Annotated in this window: 16 protein-coding genes; 8 read left to right on the top strand and 8 right to left on the bottom strand. The window is 71.7% G+C overall.

Annotated features, from left to right (window positions below):
• Positions 1-172 precede the first annotated feature (172 nt).
• Positions 173-1,282 (top strand): C40 family peptidase, encoded by a 1,110-nt coding sequence (locus ACZ6KY_RS27130; protein ID WP_469312901.1) that lies wholly within the window; start codon positions 173-175, stop codon positions 1,280-1,282.
• Positions 1,283-1,614: 332 nt separating this feature from the next.
• Positions 1,615-1,974, top strand: coding sequence for an ATP-binding protein (locus ACZ6KY_RS27135; protein ID WP_469312902.1), 360 nt, complete (start codon positions 1,615-1,617; stop codon positions 1,972-1,974).
• Between the two features lie 81 nt (positions 1,975-2,055).
• Here the strand turns inward: ACZ6KY_RS27135 and ACZ6KY_RS27140 are convergent, their stop codons facing one another.
• Positions 2,056-2,829 (bottom strand): LuxR C-terminal-related transcriptional regulator, encoded by a 774-nt coding sequence (locus ACZ6KY_RS27140; protein ID WP_469312903.1) that lies wholly within the window; start codon positions 2,827-2,829, stop codon positions 2,056-2,058.
• Positions 2,826-4,118, bottom strand: a complete 1,293-nt coding sequence (locus tag ACZ6KY_RS27145; protein WP_469312904.1) for an ATP-binding protein — start codon at positions 4,116-4,118, stop codon at positions 2,826-2,828. The genes ACZ6KY_RS27140 and ACZ6KY_RS27145 overlap by 4 nt, the downstream gene beginning before the upstream one ends.
• A gap of 208 nt (positions 4,119-4,326) precedes the next feature.
• Between ACZ6KY_RS27145 and ACZ6KY_RS27150 the strand changes: the two genes are divergently transcribed.
• The gene (locus tag ACZ6KY_RS27150; RefSeq protein WP_469312905.1) at positions 4,327-5,703 is read left to right on the top strand and encodes a PspC domain-containing protein; all 1,377 of its coding nucleotides are present in this window, start codon (positions 4,327-4,329) and stop codon (positions 5,701-5,703) included.
• Entirely contained in the window at positions 5,690-5,914 is a 225-nt protein-coding gene (locus ACZ6KY_RS27155) for a hypothetical protein (protein ID WP_469312906.1), read from the top strand. Before ACZ6KY_RS27150 ends, ACZ6KY_RS27155 begins: the two co-directional genes overlap by 14 nt.
• 47 nt (positions 5,915-5,961) lie before the next feature.
• Here the strand turns inward: ACZ6KY_RS27155 and ACZ6KY_RS27160 are convergent, their stop codons facing one another.
• A complete protein-coding gene (locus ACZ6KY_RS27160; RefSeq protein WP_469312907.1) occupies positions 5,962-6,492 on the bottom strand; it encodes a DoxX family protein in 531 nt (176 codons plus the stop codon).
• 247 nt (positions 6,493-6,739) lie between these two features.
• Positions 6,740-8,008, bottom strand: a complete 1,269-nt coding sequence (locus ACZ6KY_RS27165) for a hypothetical protein (protein ID WP_469312977.1) — start codon at positions 8,006-8,008, stop codon at positions 6,740-6,742.
• 601 nt (positions 8,009-8,609) lie between these two features.
• Between ACZ6KY_RS27165 and ACZ6KY_RS27170 the strand changes: the two genes are divergently transcribed.
• Positions 8,610-9,491: a DUF4429 domain-containing protein gene (locus ACZ6KY_RS27170; protein WP_469312908.1), complete on the top strand. Its 882-nt coding sequence runs from the start codon at positions 8,610-8,612 to the stop codon at positions 9,489-9,491.
• Between the two features lie 54 nt (positions 9,492-9,545).
• Here the strand turns inward: ACZ6KY_RS27170 and ACZ6KY_RS27175 are convergent, their stop codons facing one another.
• On the bottom strand, positions 9,546-10,340 hold the full coding sequence (locus tag ACZ6KY_RS27175; RefSeq protein WP_469312909.1) for a class II aldolase/adducin family protein: 795 nt from the start codon (positions 10,338-10,340) through the stop codon (positions 9,546-9,548).
• Between the two features lie 156 nt (positions 10,341-10,496).
• Between ACZ6KY_RS27175 and ACZ6KY_RS27180 the strand changes: the two genes are divergently transcribed.
• On the top strand, positions 10,497-10,967 hold the full coding sequence (locus ACZ6KY_RS27180; protein WP_469312910.1) for a pyridoxamine 5'-phosphate oxidase family protein: 471 nt from the start codon (positions 10,497-10,499) through the stop codon (positions 10,965-10,967).
• Between the two features lie 32 nt (positions 10,968-10,999).
• Here ACZ6KY_RS27180 and guaA read toward each other — a convergent pair whose 3' ends face one another.
• The gene (guaA, locus tag ACZ6KY_RS27185) at positions 11,000-12,580 is read right to left on the bottom strand and encodes a glutamine-hydrolyzing GMP synthase (RefSeq protein ID WP_469312911.1); all 1,581 of its coding nucleotides are present in this window, start codon (positions 12,578-12,580) and stop codon (positions 11,000-11,002) included.
• 350 nt (positions 12,581-12,930) lie between these two features.
• Between guaA and ACZ6KY_RS27190 the strand changes: the two genes are divergently transcribed.
• The gene (locus ACZ6KY_RS27190) at positions 12,931-13,215 is read left to right on the top strand and encodes a chorismate mutase (RefSeq protein WP_469312912.1); all 285 of its coding nucleotides are present in this window, start codon (positions 12,931-12,933) and stop codon (positions 13,213-13,215) included.
• Positions 13,216-13,748: 533 nt separating this feature from the next.
• Here ACZ6KY_RS27190 and ACZ6KY_RS27195 read toward each other — a convergent pair.
• Positions 13,749-14,966: a hypothetical protein gene (locus tag ACZ6KY_RS27195; protein ID WP_469312913.1), complete on the bottom strand. Its 1,218-nt coding sequence runs from the start codon at positions 14,964-14,966 to the stop codon at positions 13,749-13,751.
• A gap of 161 nt (positions 14,967-15,127) precedes the next feature.
• Positions 15,128-15,547, bottom strand: a complete 420-nt coding sequence (locus ACZ6KY_RS27200) for a hypothetical protein (RefSeq protein ID WP_469312914.1) — start codon at positions 15,545-15,547, stop codon at positions 15,128-15,130.
• Here ACZ6KY_RS27200 and ACZ6KY_RS27205 point away from each other — a divergent pair.
• Complete coding sequence (locus ACZ6KY_RS27205) at positions 15,540-16,181, top strand: LPXTG cell wall anchor domain-containing protein (protein WP_469312915.1); 642 nt, start codon at positions 15,540-15,542, stop codon at positions 16,179-16,181. The genes ACZ6KY_RS27200 and ACZ6KY_RS27205 overlap by 8 nt on opposite strands.
• Positions 16,182-16,374 lie beyond the last annotated feature (193 nt).

Genomic DNA, 16,374 nt, shown 5'->3' on the forward strand with positions numbered 1-16,374 from the left:
GTCCTCCCCCAGGTGACCGGCTCTCCACCGCCGCCCGGGCCGGGGGCGGCAGTCGGACACCACCGCCGAGAAGGTCCGGCGGCGGCCCGCTCCCCCTGTGTGAGCCGTCGCCGGACGTGTCACCGCTTGACCGCACCCGCAAGGGCGGTCGCACGGAAGGATGTGGGCCCTCGTGGCAGCGCACCGCAGGACCAAACAGCGCTCGATCGGCGGAAACACGGCCCGCACAGCAGTCACCATCGCCCTCGCGGGCGCGGCGACGGCGACCGGCTTCGACGGGATCGGGCATGCCGACCCCCAGCTCTCGCCGGCGCAGGTGAAGGCCCAGGTCGACAAGTTGTACGGGGAGGCGGAGGCCGCCACCCAGAAGTACGACGGCGCCAAGGAGAAGGCCGACCAGGCGGAGGCGCACCTGAGCACACTGCGCGACGAGGCGGCCCGCCGCGAGGACCGGCTCAACTCGGCCCGGGAATCGCTGGGTTCGATGGCTGCGGCGCAGTACCGCAGCGGCGGACTCGACCCGGTGGTGCAACTCGCGCTCTCCGATCACCCCGACCAGTACCTGGAGGGGGCCGCGTTCGCCGAGCGGGTCGGCACCCGGCAGTCGGCGGAAGTCGCCGGGGTACGCAAACAGCTGCGCGAGATCGAGCAGTTGCGCGGAGCGGCGCACATCGAACTGGCCGCGCTCAAGTCGCGGCAGACCGAGCTGAAGCAGCAGAAGAAGACGATCAACGAGAAGCTCGACGCGGCTCGCCACCTGCTCGCGCGACTCACCCCGGAGCAGCGCACGCAGTACGTGGAGCGGGGTGGCGCGAGCGAGCAGCAGCACGTCTCGCGCTCCTCGGCCCGCGAACCGGTCCCGGCCGCGTCCTCCGGCACATCCGGTGCCACCGGCGTCGGCGGCACCGGCGGCACCACCGTCGCGGCGCCCAACTCCCGTGCGGCGGCGGCCGTCGCCTACGCCTACTCGAAGCTCGGCAGCCCCTACGTCTGGGGCGCCACCGGCCCCGACGCCTTCGACTGCTCCGGGCTCGCCCAGGCCGCGTACCGTTCCGCGGGCATGTCCCTGCCCCGCACGACCTATTCCCAGATCAACGCCGGCCAGCGGGTCACCCTCTCCGAACTCCGCCCCGGAGACCTGGTGTTCTTCTACGCGGGGGTCACCCACGTCGGCATCTACGTCGGCAACGGCCAGATGATCCACGCCCCCAATCCGTCGGCACCCGTACGGCTGGCCCCGATCAGCGAGATGCCCTTCGCGGGGGCCACGCGGGTGGCGTGATCACCTGGGCACTGCGACCGGGCGCCCTCGTCCAACAGGTCTCGCAACGCGTTCCCGATGGTTCCCTTCTGGGAACGCAGCGCGTTGCGGACCTGGGCGGCGTGCCGGTGTACATCGCGGGCGGAGAGCGGGTGGGGGCCATGGTCGGGCCTCCCGGCCCCGCTGCCCGACGGGAGCGCCGCGAAGTCGGTCGCCTGAGCGCCCGGTCGGGCTCCGGCTTGGGCTCCAACTCCCCGGCAGGCCCGGCAGAGGCCGTCCGGAAGGGCTTCGGGACGGCCGGCAGAGCTCGGATCCCGGACATCGAGTGGCGCCTGCCGCGTCACGCCCGCAGCGTGGGCAGAGCCCGAACTCTCCTCCGGGAGCAGGCCACTTCGTGGAAGGTCCCGGAGGAGCTCGCGGAGACGGCGGTCCTGCTTCTCAGTGAGCTGATGACGAACGCGTACCGGCACGCGAAGGTGTCCCCGGGCCGAGAGATCCGGGCCCGCTGTGCCCTGGGCGACGACCGCCTCCGCGTATGGGTGACGGATGCGAACGACATGCTCCCCACGCCCCGCAGGGCGACACCGGACGACGAGTCGGGCCGTGGCCTGGCTCTGGTGGCCGCGCTGGCGGACGACTGGGGTGCGGCTCCTCGTGAGGGAGGTGTCGGCAAGACGGTCTGGCTCGAACTCCGGATCGGCTCCCCGGGGTAGCCGTACTGGCCGTACTCCCCGGGGCCGCGCCTACAGCTCCTGCTCGCCCGGCGCCTGGCCGGGCCAGGCGCCGTCGGCCGGTCAGACCAGCCGACGCGCCGTCGCCCAGCGCGTCAGCTCGTGGCGGTTCGAGAGCTGGAGTTTGCGCAGGACCGCCGAGACGTGCGACTCGACCGTCTTGACGGAGATGAAGAGCTGCTTGGCGATCTCCTTGTACGCGTAGCCACGGGCGATGAGGCGCAGGACCTCGCGTTCGCGCTGGGTGAGGCGGTCCATGTCCTCGTCGACGGGCGGGGCGTCGGTGGAGGCGAAGGCGTCGAGGACGAACCCGGCGAGGCGCGGGGAGAACACCGCGTCGCCGTCCTGGACGCGGAAGACGGAGTCCACGAGATCCGTGCCGGTGATCGTCTTGGTGACGTACCCCCGGGCGCCGCCGCGGATCACACCGATCACGTCCTCAGCGGCGTCCGACACGGACAGCGCGAGGAAGCGGACCGGCTGCTCGGCGTCGGCCATCAACGGGGCGCACCGGCGCAGTACTTCGACACCGCCGCCACCGGGAAGGTGGACGTCGAGGAGGACGACCTCGGGGCGGGTGGCCGTGATGACCGTGACCGCCTGGTCGACGTCCGCGGCCTCGCCGACCACTTCGACGCCGGTCCGCTCGGTCTCGCCGATCTCGGCCTGGACCCCCGTACGGAACATGCGGTGGTCGTCGACGAGCACCACGCGCACCCGGCGCCCGACCTCGGCGCCGCCCGGTCCGGCCGCGGGGTCGGCGGCTCCGGACGCGGCGGCCACGGGGGACTCCCCGGCCGAACCGCCGGACTCCACAGGCTCGTTCGTGTCGCTCATGACGTCTTCTCCGCCCTTTCCATCTCCAGCTCGACCTCGGTGCCGCCGTCCGGCACCGCGCGCAGTCGCGCCGTGCCGCCGTTGCGCTCCATGCGGCCGATGATCGATTCTCTGACGCCCATACGGTCGGCGGGTATCGCGTCGAAGTCGAAGCCGGGGCCGCGGTCGCGGACGGACACGAAGACCGTCCTGCCCTCGACTTCGGCGTAGACCTGTACGGCGCCGCCCTCGCCACCGTACTTGGCCGCGTTCACCATCGCTTCGCGCGCCGCCTGCATCTGCGCGGTCAGGCGGTCGTCGAGCGGGCAGTCGCCCACGACGACGACCTCGATGGGCACGCCGTGCTTGTCCTCGACCTCGGCGGCATGGCGGCGGACCGCCTCGGCGAGGGTGTCGGGCTCCTCGTCCTCGTCCTTGCCGCTGCCCTCCGGCTTGTAGAGCCAGGCCCGCAGATCGCGCTCCTGGGCGCGGGCCAGCCGCCGCACCTCGTTCGCGTTCTCCGCGTTGCGCTGGATCAGGGTCAGGGTGTGCAGCACCGAGTCGTGGACGTGGGCGGCGACTTCGGCCCGCTCCTGCGCGCGGATGCGCATCAGGCGCTCCTCGGAGAGGTCCTGGGTCATCCGGATCAGATAGGGGCCGGCGAGCAGCGCGACGCCGACGAGGACCGCGAGCGCGGCCTGGAGCACCGAGCCGAGGTGGGCCGCGGAGCCCTGGAGGACGAATATCCCGGAGACGCCGGCGGTGACGAGCAGAACGCCCGCCGCTGACCGCAGCAGTGTGAGCGTGCGGCGCCGGCGGCCGACCTCCGCCCAGCGGGCCCGCCGCGCGTTGTCCGCCTGGCGCCAGACCAGGGCGACGCCCGCGCCGACGAGGACCGTCGGCCACAGATACGCCTTCGTGCCGCCGCCGAGATTCACGTTGCCGACGAAGACCATGGCCACGACGACCATGAGGAGCAGGGCGACCATCTGGCCCCTGTCCGGCTTGCGGGCCACGAGCCTGCGCCGGCCGTCGGGCGAGGTCTCGGTGGTGAACGCCGCTGTCCGGCCGCCGGAGCCGACGCCGCCGACGCCGAGCGGCACGAAGAACCAGAACGCGGCGTACAGCAGCGCGCCGAGTCCGTCCGCCATGAACAGTCCGACGAACATCAGCCGCACCCAGACCACGGGCAGCCCGAGATGCCCGGCGAGCCCTCGCGCCACGCCCCCGAGCCAGCGTCCGTCGCTGCTGCGGTAGAGCTTGCGCGGGGGCCGCGGGTCGTCGACGGGCATGGCTGCGGCTTCCGGCATGCCATCGATGTTCACACGCCCGGCGGACCGGAGCATCAGGGTCGGCCCCCGATACTCCCCTGATCTTCAGGAATCGGTACTCGATGCTCCCCTGATCTTCAGGAATCGGCATTCGAACAGTCCCCGCCCTCCCCTCGGAACGGATATCAGGGTTCGGCCAGGGTCATCCCGACTGCCGCCACGCCGTCCCGCCCGTCACCATGGACGCATGACAGATCAGCAGCACGCGGCGGCGGAGCCGGACCCCGGCGCCGCTCAGGGTGATGAGCCGCGCGCTCGCGGGGAAGCGGCCACGGCACGGCCCGCGGACGCCGGTACCGCCCCCGGGGTGCCGCGCAGGTTCCGGCGCGACCGTCGGCAGAAGATGCTGGGCGGGGTGTGCGCCGGGCTCGGCCGGCAGTGCGACATGGACCCGGTGATCTTCCGGATCGTGCTCGCGGTGCTCGCCGCGACCGGCGGCATCGGCCTGATCTTCTACGGCTTCGCCTGGCTCTTCGTCCCGTACGACGAGGAAGAGGAGAACGAGGTCCGCAAGCTGCTCACCGGCCGTGTCGACGGCCAGGCGCTGACCGCCGTGCTCTTCGCGCTGGTCGGTTGCGGAGTGTTCCTGTCCATGCTGAAGAACGGCAGCGTGCTGACGTTCGCCGTCGTCCTGTCCCTGCTGCTGGCCGGAGCGGGCTACTGGTCGCAGAACCGCGGCGCCACCGACCCGGACCCCCTCGCCGCGCAGGCCGTCGCCGACGCCCCGCCGGAGGCGCAGGCCCCACCCGTCCCCGCCTCCTATCCCTCCTGGTGGCGCGACCCGATCGTGAAGGACGGTTCGCACGTCGGCGGCACCGGCTACATGTGGGGCCCGCCGGAGACCCGGGACCGGGATGTCGCGGCCGCGCTCAACATCGCGCGCGGGACCTCCCGCCCCGACGCGCGCACGGAACGGGAGCGCAAGCAGCGCGGCCCCCGTCCCATAGGCGGCCGGGTCTTCCTGCTCGCCCTGCTGGCGGGCGGCCTCACCACCGGCCTGAACTGGCACGCCCGGGCGCTCGGTACCAGCCTTCAGACCGGACTGGCCGCCGCCCTCATCGTGTTCGGCCTGGGGATCGCCGTCAGCTCCTTCCGCGGCCGCACGGGCGCGGGAACGATCTTCCTGGCGGTGATCACGGCGGGCCTCCTCGCGGCCTCCGCGGCCCTGCCCAAGGACATCGACACACACTGGGTGCGGACGACGTGGACTCCGGCGACCGCGGCCGACGTACGGCCGGGCTACGACCTCGGCACGGGCGTGGGCACCCTCGACCTCAGCCGCGTCGACCTCGCCAAGGGGCAGACGGTGAAGACCGACGCCCAGGTGGGCGCGGGCCGGCTGAAGGTGATCGTCCCCAAGGACGCGACCGTACGGCTCACCATCGAGGTGGGCGTGGGAGACATCCAGTTGCCGGGTGACAACAAGAAGGACGTGGACGTGGAACCGGGCAAGCACAAGCAGGTGATCCTGGCGCCGACGACGGGCGGCAAGGACGGCGGCACCCTCGACCTCGACCTCCAGGTCGGCGTCGGCCAGGCGGAGGTGGCCCGTGCCTCGTCATGAGTTCCAGCCAGGAAAGCTGGTGGCGGGTCTCTTCCTCACCGCCGGGGGCGTCGCCTACGCCGGAGACGCGGGCGGCTGGTGGGACACCGAGTGGTTCGCCATCATCCCGGTCGTCGTCGTCGGGCTCTGCCTTGCGGGCGCCGTGGCGTCCGTGAACCACGCCATACGCAGACGCCGCACGGACCGGGGTCCGCGCGGCGTGAACTCCTAGGACGGCTCTGGGAGGGGTAGGACTGATCCTAGGTTCTCGGGCAGGTTCTAGCGGTAGGCCCCGGCGCGTTGCCTGCGCCGGGCCCGTAGAGCCGAATCCACGGAGAACATGGAGGCGCCCGCCAGCACGAGGGGGGTCCAGGCCATCAGATAGGCCAGGTCGTTGCCGTAGTAGTACGGATCGGAGCCCCAGCTCACCGTCAGCCACAGGCTGAGCGAGATGAGCGCGCCGCCGAGTGCGGCGATGCGGGCCAGCAGACCTATCAGGGTGCCGATTCCGACGGCCAGTTCACCGAACGCGATGGCGTAGCCGAAGCCGACGGGGTTCTTCAGGGACAGGTCGACGAGGGCCGGTATGGCGGAGGAATCACGCACGTTGCGCATCAGGTCGCCGATCGAGCCCGAACCGGAGGCCTTCATGAAGGCGCTGTTGGTCAGTTTGTCGAGGCCGGCGTAGATGAAGGTGACACCCAGGAAGACGCGGAGTGGCAACAGGGCGTAACGGGTAGCGGTCTCTCGCCAGTCCCGCCTCTCCTCCAGATACTGGTTGTGAGTATCCGTCCGCATACCGTGAGTCATCGCTCTCCGCCGCCTTTCGCCCGCGTGCCGTTGACCACTCAACAGACCATACGTACGAATCCGTTCCCCTACTCAGGGCCTGGAACCTTTTTTCGGGCTCCACCTCACGGAATGCGCCGACTCGCCCCGTCCACCCGGGGCACCCCGCAGCCTTCGTTCGCCCCCTCCGCCCCCTCCCTTCCCGTAGCTGCGGCTCCGCCCCAGACATCGCTCCTCGAACGCCGGAGGGGCCGAATCCCGCGGCTCGTCAGTCCGTCACGTCGATCTCGTAGCGATTCGTCTCGACGCCCGCCGCCGTGACCACCTGTACCTCCACCCGCCCCGGCTCCACATCCACCGGTACGGGCACCGTCAGCACCGCGTCCGTGGGATTGCTGAACCCCCCGGACACCGGCACCAACGGCACATGTACGTGCACCGGCCCGATCCGTACGACCATCCGCGACAGCCTGTTCGCGGTCTGCGCCCCGGGCGGCACGAAGCCGGCCCCCCGGATCTCGATGTCGTCCCCGGTGCGAATGGGCGCGTCCAGATCGCCCGCCTCGCGGGACCGGACCACGGAGAGGATCACCGGCCGCCCGCCCTCGGCGTACTTCCCGGCGAGATAGGTCGCGGCCGACACCAGCACCAACAGGGCCAGTCCCCACGGAAGATCGGGCAACTGCGACGGCCGCCGGGCCAGCCGCACCGCCGCGAAGACCAGCGCGACCGCGCTGATCACGACGTACTGGATGTCGGCGAAGCTTCCCCGCCCGGAGTCGTCGGTCAGCAGGTCCGCCGCGCGCGGCCGGTCCGCGCGGACCTTCTGCAGCCGCTGCCCCAGCACCCGCAGCCCGACCACCCGCCGCACCAGCACCGCGACCCCGCACGCCACGGCGACGACGGTCACGACACCGGCGCCCCGGGCGAGTTCGAGCCCGGCGATGAGGTCGTCCCGGCGGCCGGGCGCGGAGGCCGCCGCCAGTTGCCCCACCAGTACGAGGACCGCGTACGCCACGAACAGCACCCAACCGGCGGCGACCGCGCGGGAGGTGGAGAGGCGGTTGTCCTCGCCGATGACCGGCGCCAGAGCCCCGCCCCGTGCGCGGTGCAGCCAGGCCGCCCCGGTCAGGAGTCCGGCCAGCGCGGCCGCGGCGAGCAGCCCTGCCGTCCGCGCCGCCGTCCAGCCGGCCCCGATCGCGGTGAGCGCCTGCACGAGCAGGAGGACGACGACGGCGGCCCAGACGGTGTACGCGGTGTAGCGCCACAGCCGGCCCAGCCATGCCTCGCCCTCGAGTCGGCCCCGTTCGGCGACCACGTCCGCGGACTGGGTGAGCTCGTCGGACACCCACTGCCGGGACGCGGAGGCGGAGTGCGCGACGCCGGCGGGCAGTCCCTGCCCGGACGCCAGCGCGTCGCGCTTGGCGAGGAACGCGGCGACGGCCCGCCGGTGCCCCGTACGCGCCCCGTGCGGGCAGTCCCCACACGTGCAGCCGCCCTCGTGCACGCCCGAACCCCCGTCCAGGCCTCCGCTCAGGCCTCCGCCCGGTCCGCCACCCGGACCACCGCTCCGCCCGCCACCCGGTCCGGTGCCCGACCCGGCACCCGACCCGGCACCGTGCCCCGCACCGTGTCTCGCCTCCTGCACCGCCACGCCTGCTGCCGCCTTCCCGCGCCAGAAAACTCCGTACGACCGGAACGTCCATACGCCCGACCGTCACACCGCCGGAACGCCACGCACGCCCGACCACCACACCGCCGAAGCACCACGCGCGCCCGGCCCCCGCCCCCCATACCGCCCGAAGCCCGCACCCGCCCGTCCGCCCAACCGGCCGTCCGCGATGCGAAGCACCCGTCAGACCGTCGTGCGGCCTGAATCCGGTGCGCACGCCCCTGCGGCCGACCGTAAGGCCCGATCCGGTACGCCCGGACGTGCCCGGCCGTCGTGCGGCCGGACCTGATGTGCCCGACCATCGCACACCGGAGCGTCCGTACGCCTGACTGCCGCACACCTGCCTGACAACTGTTCAGTGATGACAGCGAATTGTGCCGTACGGAGCACGGCGCGCACGCGTCAGGTCGGTTCGGCGCGGGTGAAGCGAGGGACCCCCTGTTGACCCGGCTGCGAGAATTCGTCCATGGCCGAGATCATCCAGCGCGACGGGACCTGGGCCTTCGACGGCAGCACGGTCAGGATCACGCCGGGACTGCACCGCACCGTGCCGCTGTTCCGGCAGACGTACGGGGAGATCTCCGTTCCGCTGGAGGCGGTGTCGGGCATCGTCCACGAACCCGAACGCAAGCGTGGCCGGCTGCGTCTGCGGCTGCGCGAGGGCGCCGACCCGCTGCTCCAGGCGACCGGGGGCCGGCTGCCCGACGCGGCGGACCCCTACAGACTGTCGGTCAACGTCGACGGTTCCGGAGTGGCCGAGTACGTCGCCGAGGAGATCCGCCGCGCGCTGCTGCTGGAACAGATCCCCAAGGAACCGGCGAAGACATATCTGCTCGCGGGCCCGCCCGTCCCGGTGTCCGTCCGCTCCAGCGACGGCACGGTCTCCTTCGACGGGACGCGGGTGCGCATCGACTGGGCGGACACCTCGGACCGGGTCAAGCGGGCGACGGGGCCGCGGATCATCGCGCTGGGCGACCTCGTGCAGGTCGAGTGGCTGCCCAACTCCGGTTACGAGGACGGCTTCCTGCGTTTCGTGACGAGCGAGACGGTGTACTCCAAACTGCCGCCCGAGAAGGACCCGTACGCCCTCCACCTGTGGGGCAGTTCCCGCCGCGACCTGCTCACCGCGCTGGTCGCCACCGCGGTCACCGCACGGCTGCCGCATCCCTCCACGCGCGCCGGAGCGTACGTGGACCGGCCACAGGCGGCCCCGCTGGTACCGGCGCGGTCCGAACACCACGACGTACTGCTGCGCCGCCTGCGGGAGTTGGGCGAGCTGCACCGCGACGGCGTCCTGACGGACGAGGAGTTCGCCCTGACGAAGGCGGCCGTCCTGCGGGGTTTCTAGCGCCGTCGCCGTGACCGTTGCCTCTCACCTTCTCGCCCCGTGACCGGACAGGTCCTAGCTGAGGAGATCCGGTTCGCCGCGGCTGATGTCCTGCCACAGCGGCTGGTAGTTGATCCACGCCACCAGGTCGCCGCCGAGCTGTTCACGGGTGGCGACCGCCAGTTTGTGGTCGATGAGGAGGGGCCGGCCCGCGGCCTTCGCGGTGAGCTGGACCTGACTCGACCGCTCCATGGACAGGAACCACCAGGCCGCCGCGTCCACCGAGTCCCCGACGGTCAGCAGTCCGTGGTTGCGCAGCACCAGCGCCTTGCGGCTGCCCAGCGCGGACGCGATCCTGCGGCCCTCCTCCGCGTCGACGGCGACCCCGGTGTACGCGTCGTACAGAGCGTGATCCTCGTAGAAGGCACAGCTCTCCTGGGTGATCGGGTCGAGCAGATCGCCGAGGGCGGCGAGGGTGCGGCCGTACACGGAGTGGCAGTGGGCGACGGCGACGACGTCGGGGCGGGCGGCGTGGACCTGGGAGTGCACGGTGAACGCCGCCTGGTTCACGTGGTAGCGGCCCTGGATCACCTGGCCGTCCTGGTTGGCCATGACCAGGTCGCTCACGGTGACGTGCTTGAACGGCATGCCGAACGGGTTGACCCAGAAGCAGTCGCTGTACTCCGGGTCGCGGGCCGTGATGTGTCCGGAGACGCCGTCCTCGAAGCCGAGCCGTCCGAACAGCCGCAGCGCGCCGGCCAGCCGCTCCTTGCGGTGCTGCCGTTCGTCGTCCGTCGACTCGTGCATCGGCGGCATGGCGAAGCGCAACTGGTCGGTGGGGCGGGGCAGGGGCGGAGTGGGCCCTTGCATAGGTCCTCCAGCACTGGCGTGTTCGGTACGGAGCGGAAGTTACCCGGGGTCAGCGCAGGAGAACAGGGGTGTTCCGTGAGAGAAAAAAAGAGGAGCAAAGAGGGACACCCGTAATACCCGACAGAAGATGTCGGGTATACGGGCCAGACTCGGGTCATGAACTGGGCAGCTCTCTCCACGGCCGAACCGGTCCTCGCCGGCACCGTCGAACAACGCTTCGGCGCCTTCACCCACCACGTCCTCGCCACCCTCCGCAAGGACGGCTCGCCCCGCACCTCCGGCATCGAGGTGCGCTTCCTGGACGGCGAGCTGTGGCTCGGCATGATGCCGGACTCGCTCAAGGCGCTCGACCTGCGCCGCGACCCGCGCTTCGCGCTCCAGGCGAATCCGGGGGCCGGCACGGACATGGGCGGCGGCGACGTGCGGATCGGCGGGCGGGCCGTCGAGGTGGGCGACGGTCTCCCGGCGAAGGCCGCGTACGTGAAAGAGGTGGAACCGCCGGAGCCGTTCCACCTCTTCCGCACCGAACTGACGGAGGTCACGCGGACCTACGTGGAGGACGACACGTATCTGGTCGTCCAGGTCTGGAAGCCCGGCGCGCCGGTGCGCACGCTCAAGCGGACCTGAGGGGGAGGGTCACTCCCCCGGAGCCGGGAGGACTACTCCCACTCGATGGTGCCCGGGGGCTTGCTCGTCACGTCGAGCACGACGCGGTTGACGTCCGCGACCTCGTTCGTGATGCGCGTCGAGATCTTCGCCAGGACGTCGTAGGGCAGCCGCGACCAGTCGGCCGTCATGGCGTCCTCGCTGGACACCGGACGGAGCACGATCGGGTGGCCGTACGTCCGGCCGTCACCCTGGACGCCCACGCTGCGCACGTCCGCGAGCAGGACCACCGGGCACTGCCAGATGTCCCGGTCGAGACCGGCGGCGGTCAGCTCCTCGCGGGCGATGGCGTCGGCGGCGCGGAGCAGGTCGAGACGCTCCTTGGTGACCTCGCCGACGATACGGATGCCGAGGCCGGGGCCGGGGAACGGCTGGCGCTGGACGATCTCGTCCGGCAGGCCGAGCTCCTGGCCGACCATCCGGACCTCGTCCTTGAACAGCTGGCGCAGCGGCTCGACGAGCTGGAACTCCAGGTCCTCGGGGAGGCCGCCCACGTTGTGGTGGGACTTGATGTTGGCGGTGCCGGTGCCGCCGCCGGACTCGACCACGTCCGGGTAGAGCGTGCCCTGGACCAGGAACGCGACGTCCTCGCCCTCGGCGGCCTCGGCGATGATGTCGGCCTGGGCCTGCTCGAAGACGCGGATGAACTCGCGTCCGATGATCTTCCGCTTCTCCTCGGGGTCCGAGACGCCCTTGAGCGCGGTGAGGAAGCGCTCCTCCGCGTCCACGACCTTGAGCTGCACGCCGGTCGCGGCGACGAAGTCCTTCTCGACCTGCTCGGTCTCGCCCTGACGCATCAGACCGTGGTCGACGTACACACAGGTGAGCTGGGAGCCGATGGCCTTCTGCACGAGGGCCGCGGCGACCGCGGAGTCCACGCCGCCGGACAGACCGCAGATCGCGCGCTTGGTGCCGACCTGCTCGCGGATCAGGGCGACCTGCTCCTCGATGACGTTGCCGGTGGTCCAGGACGGGGTGAGACCCGCGCCGCGGTACAGGAAGTGCTCCAGGACCTGCTGGCCGTGCGTGGAGTGCATGACCTCGGGGTGGTACTGGACGCCGTAGAGCTTCTTCTCGTCGTTCTCGAAGGCGGCGACCGGGACGACGTCCGTGGAGGCCGTGACGGTGAAGCCCTCGGGAGCGGCGGAGCAGGCGTCGCCGTGCGACATCCACACCGGCTGCTCGTCCGGGGTGCCCTCGAACAGGGTGGAGCCGGACTTCGAGACGTGCAGCGGCGTACGGCCGTACTCGCGGGCGCCGGTGTTGTCCACCGTGCCGCCGAGGGTGGTCGCCATCAGCTGGAAGCCGTAGCACATGCCGAAGACGGGGACGCCCGCCTCGAAGAGCGCGCGGTCCAGGCGCGGGGCGCCCTCCGCGTAGACCGACGAGGGGCCGCCGGAGAGGATGATCGCGGCCGGGTTCTTGGCGAGCATCTCCTGGACCGGCATGGTGCTCGGCACGATCTCGCTGTAGACCCGGGCCTCACGGACGCGACGGGCGATGAGCTGGGCGTACTGCGCACCGAAGTCGACGACCAGGACGGTGTCGGGGGCGGCGGGGGACGCTTCTGGCACGGTCTGCCTTCCGGCGGTGAGCAAAAGGGTGTAGGGCCGATTCTACCGGGGGCCGCGGTGGGCTTGGCGCCGCCGGGGTTCCCGGCCCGGCTCTCACCATCCGAACCCGCCCGGGTCTCACCATCCGAACCTGCTTGGCCGGCGCCCCCACGGGCGTGCATACTGCCGTCATGCTCACGCAGACGACCTTCCTGTTTACCTATGGCAACCGGCCCGCCGGCTGCCACGGTCGTGCTGCTTGAGCAACTGACAAGCGACTTCCCAGGCGCCCCGGGCCGACAAGGCCCGGGGCGCCTGCTGTTTCCGGGCCCTGCCGCTCCGGGGCACCCCTTCCACCGAGGAGCCCCACCATGGCCGACGTACGCGACAAGACCGGCGCCCGCACCGACGAGGCCGCCGATGTGATCAGCGGTGCCCGTGAGCGCATCGACGCCCTCGACGACCGGATCATCGGTCTCGTGCAGGAGCGGATGGCCGTCTCGGCCGTGATCCAGGAGGCCCGGATCACGTCCGGCGGCCGCCGGGTGAACCTGTCCCGCGAGATGGAGATCCTCGGCCACTACCGGGAGGCGCTCGGCAAGCCGGGCACCTCGCTGGCCATGACCCTGCTCGAACTGTGCCGCGGCCGGGTCTGAATCCCGTGGCAGGGGTACGGCATCCCGTACCCGGCGTACACACGTACGCGTTCCCTCTCACCCGTACGGCGCGTGACCGGGATGCCGCGGACTTCGTTTCTTCTGGTGTCCGTGTCAGCCAGGGGCGGGCCCGAAGGAACCACGCGTGGCTTCGCTGGAGCGATGAGACGTACGGATCGTGCCGTGCGTCGTGGGACCTCGCTCCAGGTGGTGTGACCGGACGGCAGGGGACAGCAGCCCGGTCACTCAAGAGAACGGTCGGCCCCGGGGACGCCCGGGGCCGTCCGACGGAACTGTTCAGGGTCGGCACCACGTGCGCCGCCCTCGTGCGCCGCCGCGCACGACCGGCGGCCACCCTCGCGACCAGCGGCGCATCCCCCGACGCCGCTTCAAGGCACCGGCGCCGCGCTGACGTCGGTGCTGTCGGAGGAAGGGCCCCGCGGACATCCGTCCCGCGGGGCCCTTCGACGTGTGGCGGGCGCGGGCGCCGGGGCGCAGACACGGTCACCCGCGGCGGACGCGGTCAGAGGCGGTCAGACGCGGGACACCGTGCCGCAGTCGGCCGTGGGGGAGTTCTCGATGTCACGGCTGCGGTCGTACGGGTCGGTGGTCGGGCCGGTCGGCGACCCGTCGGTGGGCGTGGCCGACACCGACCGCGACACGAACCGCGGGTGCAGGAAGCCGTCGTAGACGTCGCAGGCGGAGTTGCCGATGTCCTCGGTGTACCGGCGGACCGTCAGCTTGCCGGGAGTGACCTGGAACTTCCTCGGGTCGGAGAACGCGACATCGAGGACGCGGCGCACGATGGTGCGGGTCACCTCGGCCGAGTTCCCGCCGGCCGGGGACACCGGGTAGACGAAGGTGTAGTCGGCGTGGATGGCGACGGACGCGTCCTTGCCCGCCGTGAAGGTGATCCGGCCGCGCGTCTTGACCACGTGCCCGACCAGGCGCGCCTCGTGCGGGTCGAAGCGGCTGAACAGGCCCAGCGGATCGTGCTTCTTGTCCGGTGCGCGCAGCAGGCGGTCGACGTCGTCGACCATCCCGGGCTGTTTGGGGTCGAGGACGGCGATCGCCGCCTCGGGACGCTCGCCGCGCAGGGTCGCCGGGTCGAGGTTCGCCGCGACGAGCAGGTTCTTGGTCTGCCGCAGCGCGGTGGCCACCTGGTCCTTCGTGAGTGAACCGACCGGGGTGGCCTTCGGGACGACGATGGCGGCCGCGCCGTCGGCCCAGCGCTCGGCGGGCGATCCGGCGAACGGGTGCTCCCTGGTGGGTGTCTGGGAGTCCGGGGCGGAGGGCGGCGCGGTCGGGGCCGCTGTCTCGTCCGGCAGCGTGGGGCCGGTCGAGGGGGACTTGGCCGAGGTGGACCCGTCCGAGGTACCGAAGGGATCTCCGGGCAGCAGGGACGGCTTCATCGCGACGGCCGCCACGGCGACGGCGAGCGGGATCCCGAGGATCGCCCACAGCCTGCGACGCCGGGCGGCGCGCCCGTCCGTCTCGCGCCAGGCGGGACCTGTCCGCCAGCCCTCGGGCCGGGCGGCCGGTCGCGCGTCCTTCCGGGCGGCCCGGCGGTCGGCCCGCTCGGCCTCCCGCGCGTCCTCGAGCCGCAGCCGCTCCGTCACCATGCGCGCCCGGGCGGACGGCTCCTTGGGGGCCGAGCCGCGGATGTCGCGTTCGCTGTCGCGCGCGAAGCGTTCCCACACATCGTCAGGAACCGTCGGCTCACCGGGTTCCCCGGGCTGCTTTTCAGACACGAAGCCAATTTGTAAGCGGCTCGAACGGGCGTACGCAAGCCCGACCGGTGTGTGACCCGGGCCACATAAGAATTAGGTGAGACGCAGGACAACCATTCTCAGGTTTCGCCGGTCACACCTGCGGAACCAACGGCCACACCCGCGCCCCACACGCGGAGGCCTCACCCATAAACGCCATATGCGCGCCACGAGTTCACGGCGCACCGGACATCTGAGGTCTTCATGAAGCTTCGCCGTGCCATGGCCACTGCGGCCGCGACGGCTGTCATAGCCCCGCTCGCGTTGCTGTCGGTCGCGCCGGCCGCGTTCGCGGAAGAAAGCCCGTCCCCGAGCGCGAGCACGTCCGAGTCCCCGTCCGAGTCGGCGTCGCCGAGCGCGAGCGAGAGCTCCCCCGCGCCGTCCGCTTCGGCATCCGCGTCCGAGTCCGCGTCCGCCTCTGCGTCGGCGTCGGCGTCCGCGAGCGAGTCCGCTCCGGCCCCGAGCGGCTCCGCTTCGGCATCGGCCTCCGCGTCGGCCTCCGCGTCCGAGTCCCCGGAGCCCGAGCCCTCCGAGTGCTCGGACTCCAAGGTCCAGGTGTCCATCACCGGCCTGCCCGGCAAGATCGCGGCGGGCAGCGGCTGGCACAAGTTCTCCCTGGACGTTCTGAACAACTCCGACTCCACCCTGAGCGACCTCGGCTTCTTCGCCGGCGCGTCCTCCGACAAGGCCGGCGAGGACCTCTTCCAGAGCAAGAAGGTCCAGCTCCAGGCGTACAACCCGGACGACAAGACCTGGGAGGACGTCGACTCCGAGGGCTACGCGGTCGGCTACGTCGGCTACACCGACGAGCTCAAGCCCGACTACGAGGTCGGCATCCCGCTCCGGATCAACGTGAAGTCCAGCGCCCCGGTCGGCGCCGGCTTCTCCCTCGGCGCCAGCATCTACGGCGACGCCGACGCGGCGTGCACCGGCTACGGCGAGGTCGCGTACAAGTTCCAGATCGTCTCGTCCGGCACGGACACCGACGGCACCAAGCCGCAGGAAGGCGGCGAGGTTCCGGTCTCGGACAAGCCTGCCGACAAGAGCAACACGCCGCAGGTCGACGGCAGCCTCGCCGCGACGGGCTCCAGCTCCGCCCTGCCGATGATCGGCCTCGCCGGCGGTATCGCCGTCGTCGCCGGTGCCGGCGCGCTGGTCGTCGTCCGTCGCCGCAAGTCCGGTGGCACGACCGCGTAACACGGCCCGGCACGACCGAGGCGGGCATCAGCCTCACTGGAAGTCGCGAGAAGCCACAAAGGCCGCGAGAAGAGAAGGACCTGCGCTCGGAGGGGGGCGCGGGTCCTTCTCTTCGCTGTCCGGGGGCCGGAGTTGGGGTTCGGGACCGGGCCGTCCGGGCCCGGCTTCGAGCCGGGTTCAGCCCGGGTTCGGG

Source organism: Streptomyces sp. NPDC042002 (genome assembly GCF_055588305.1).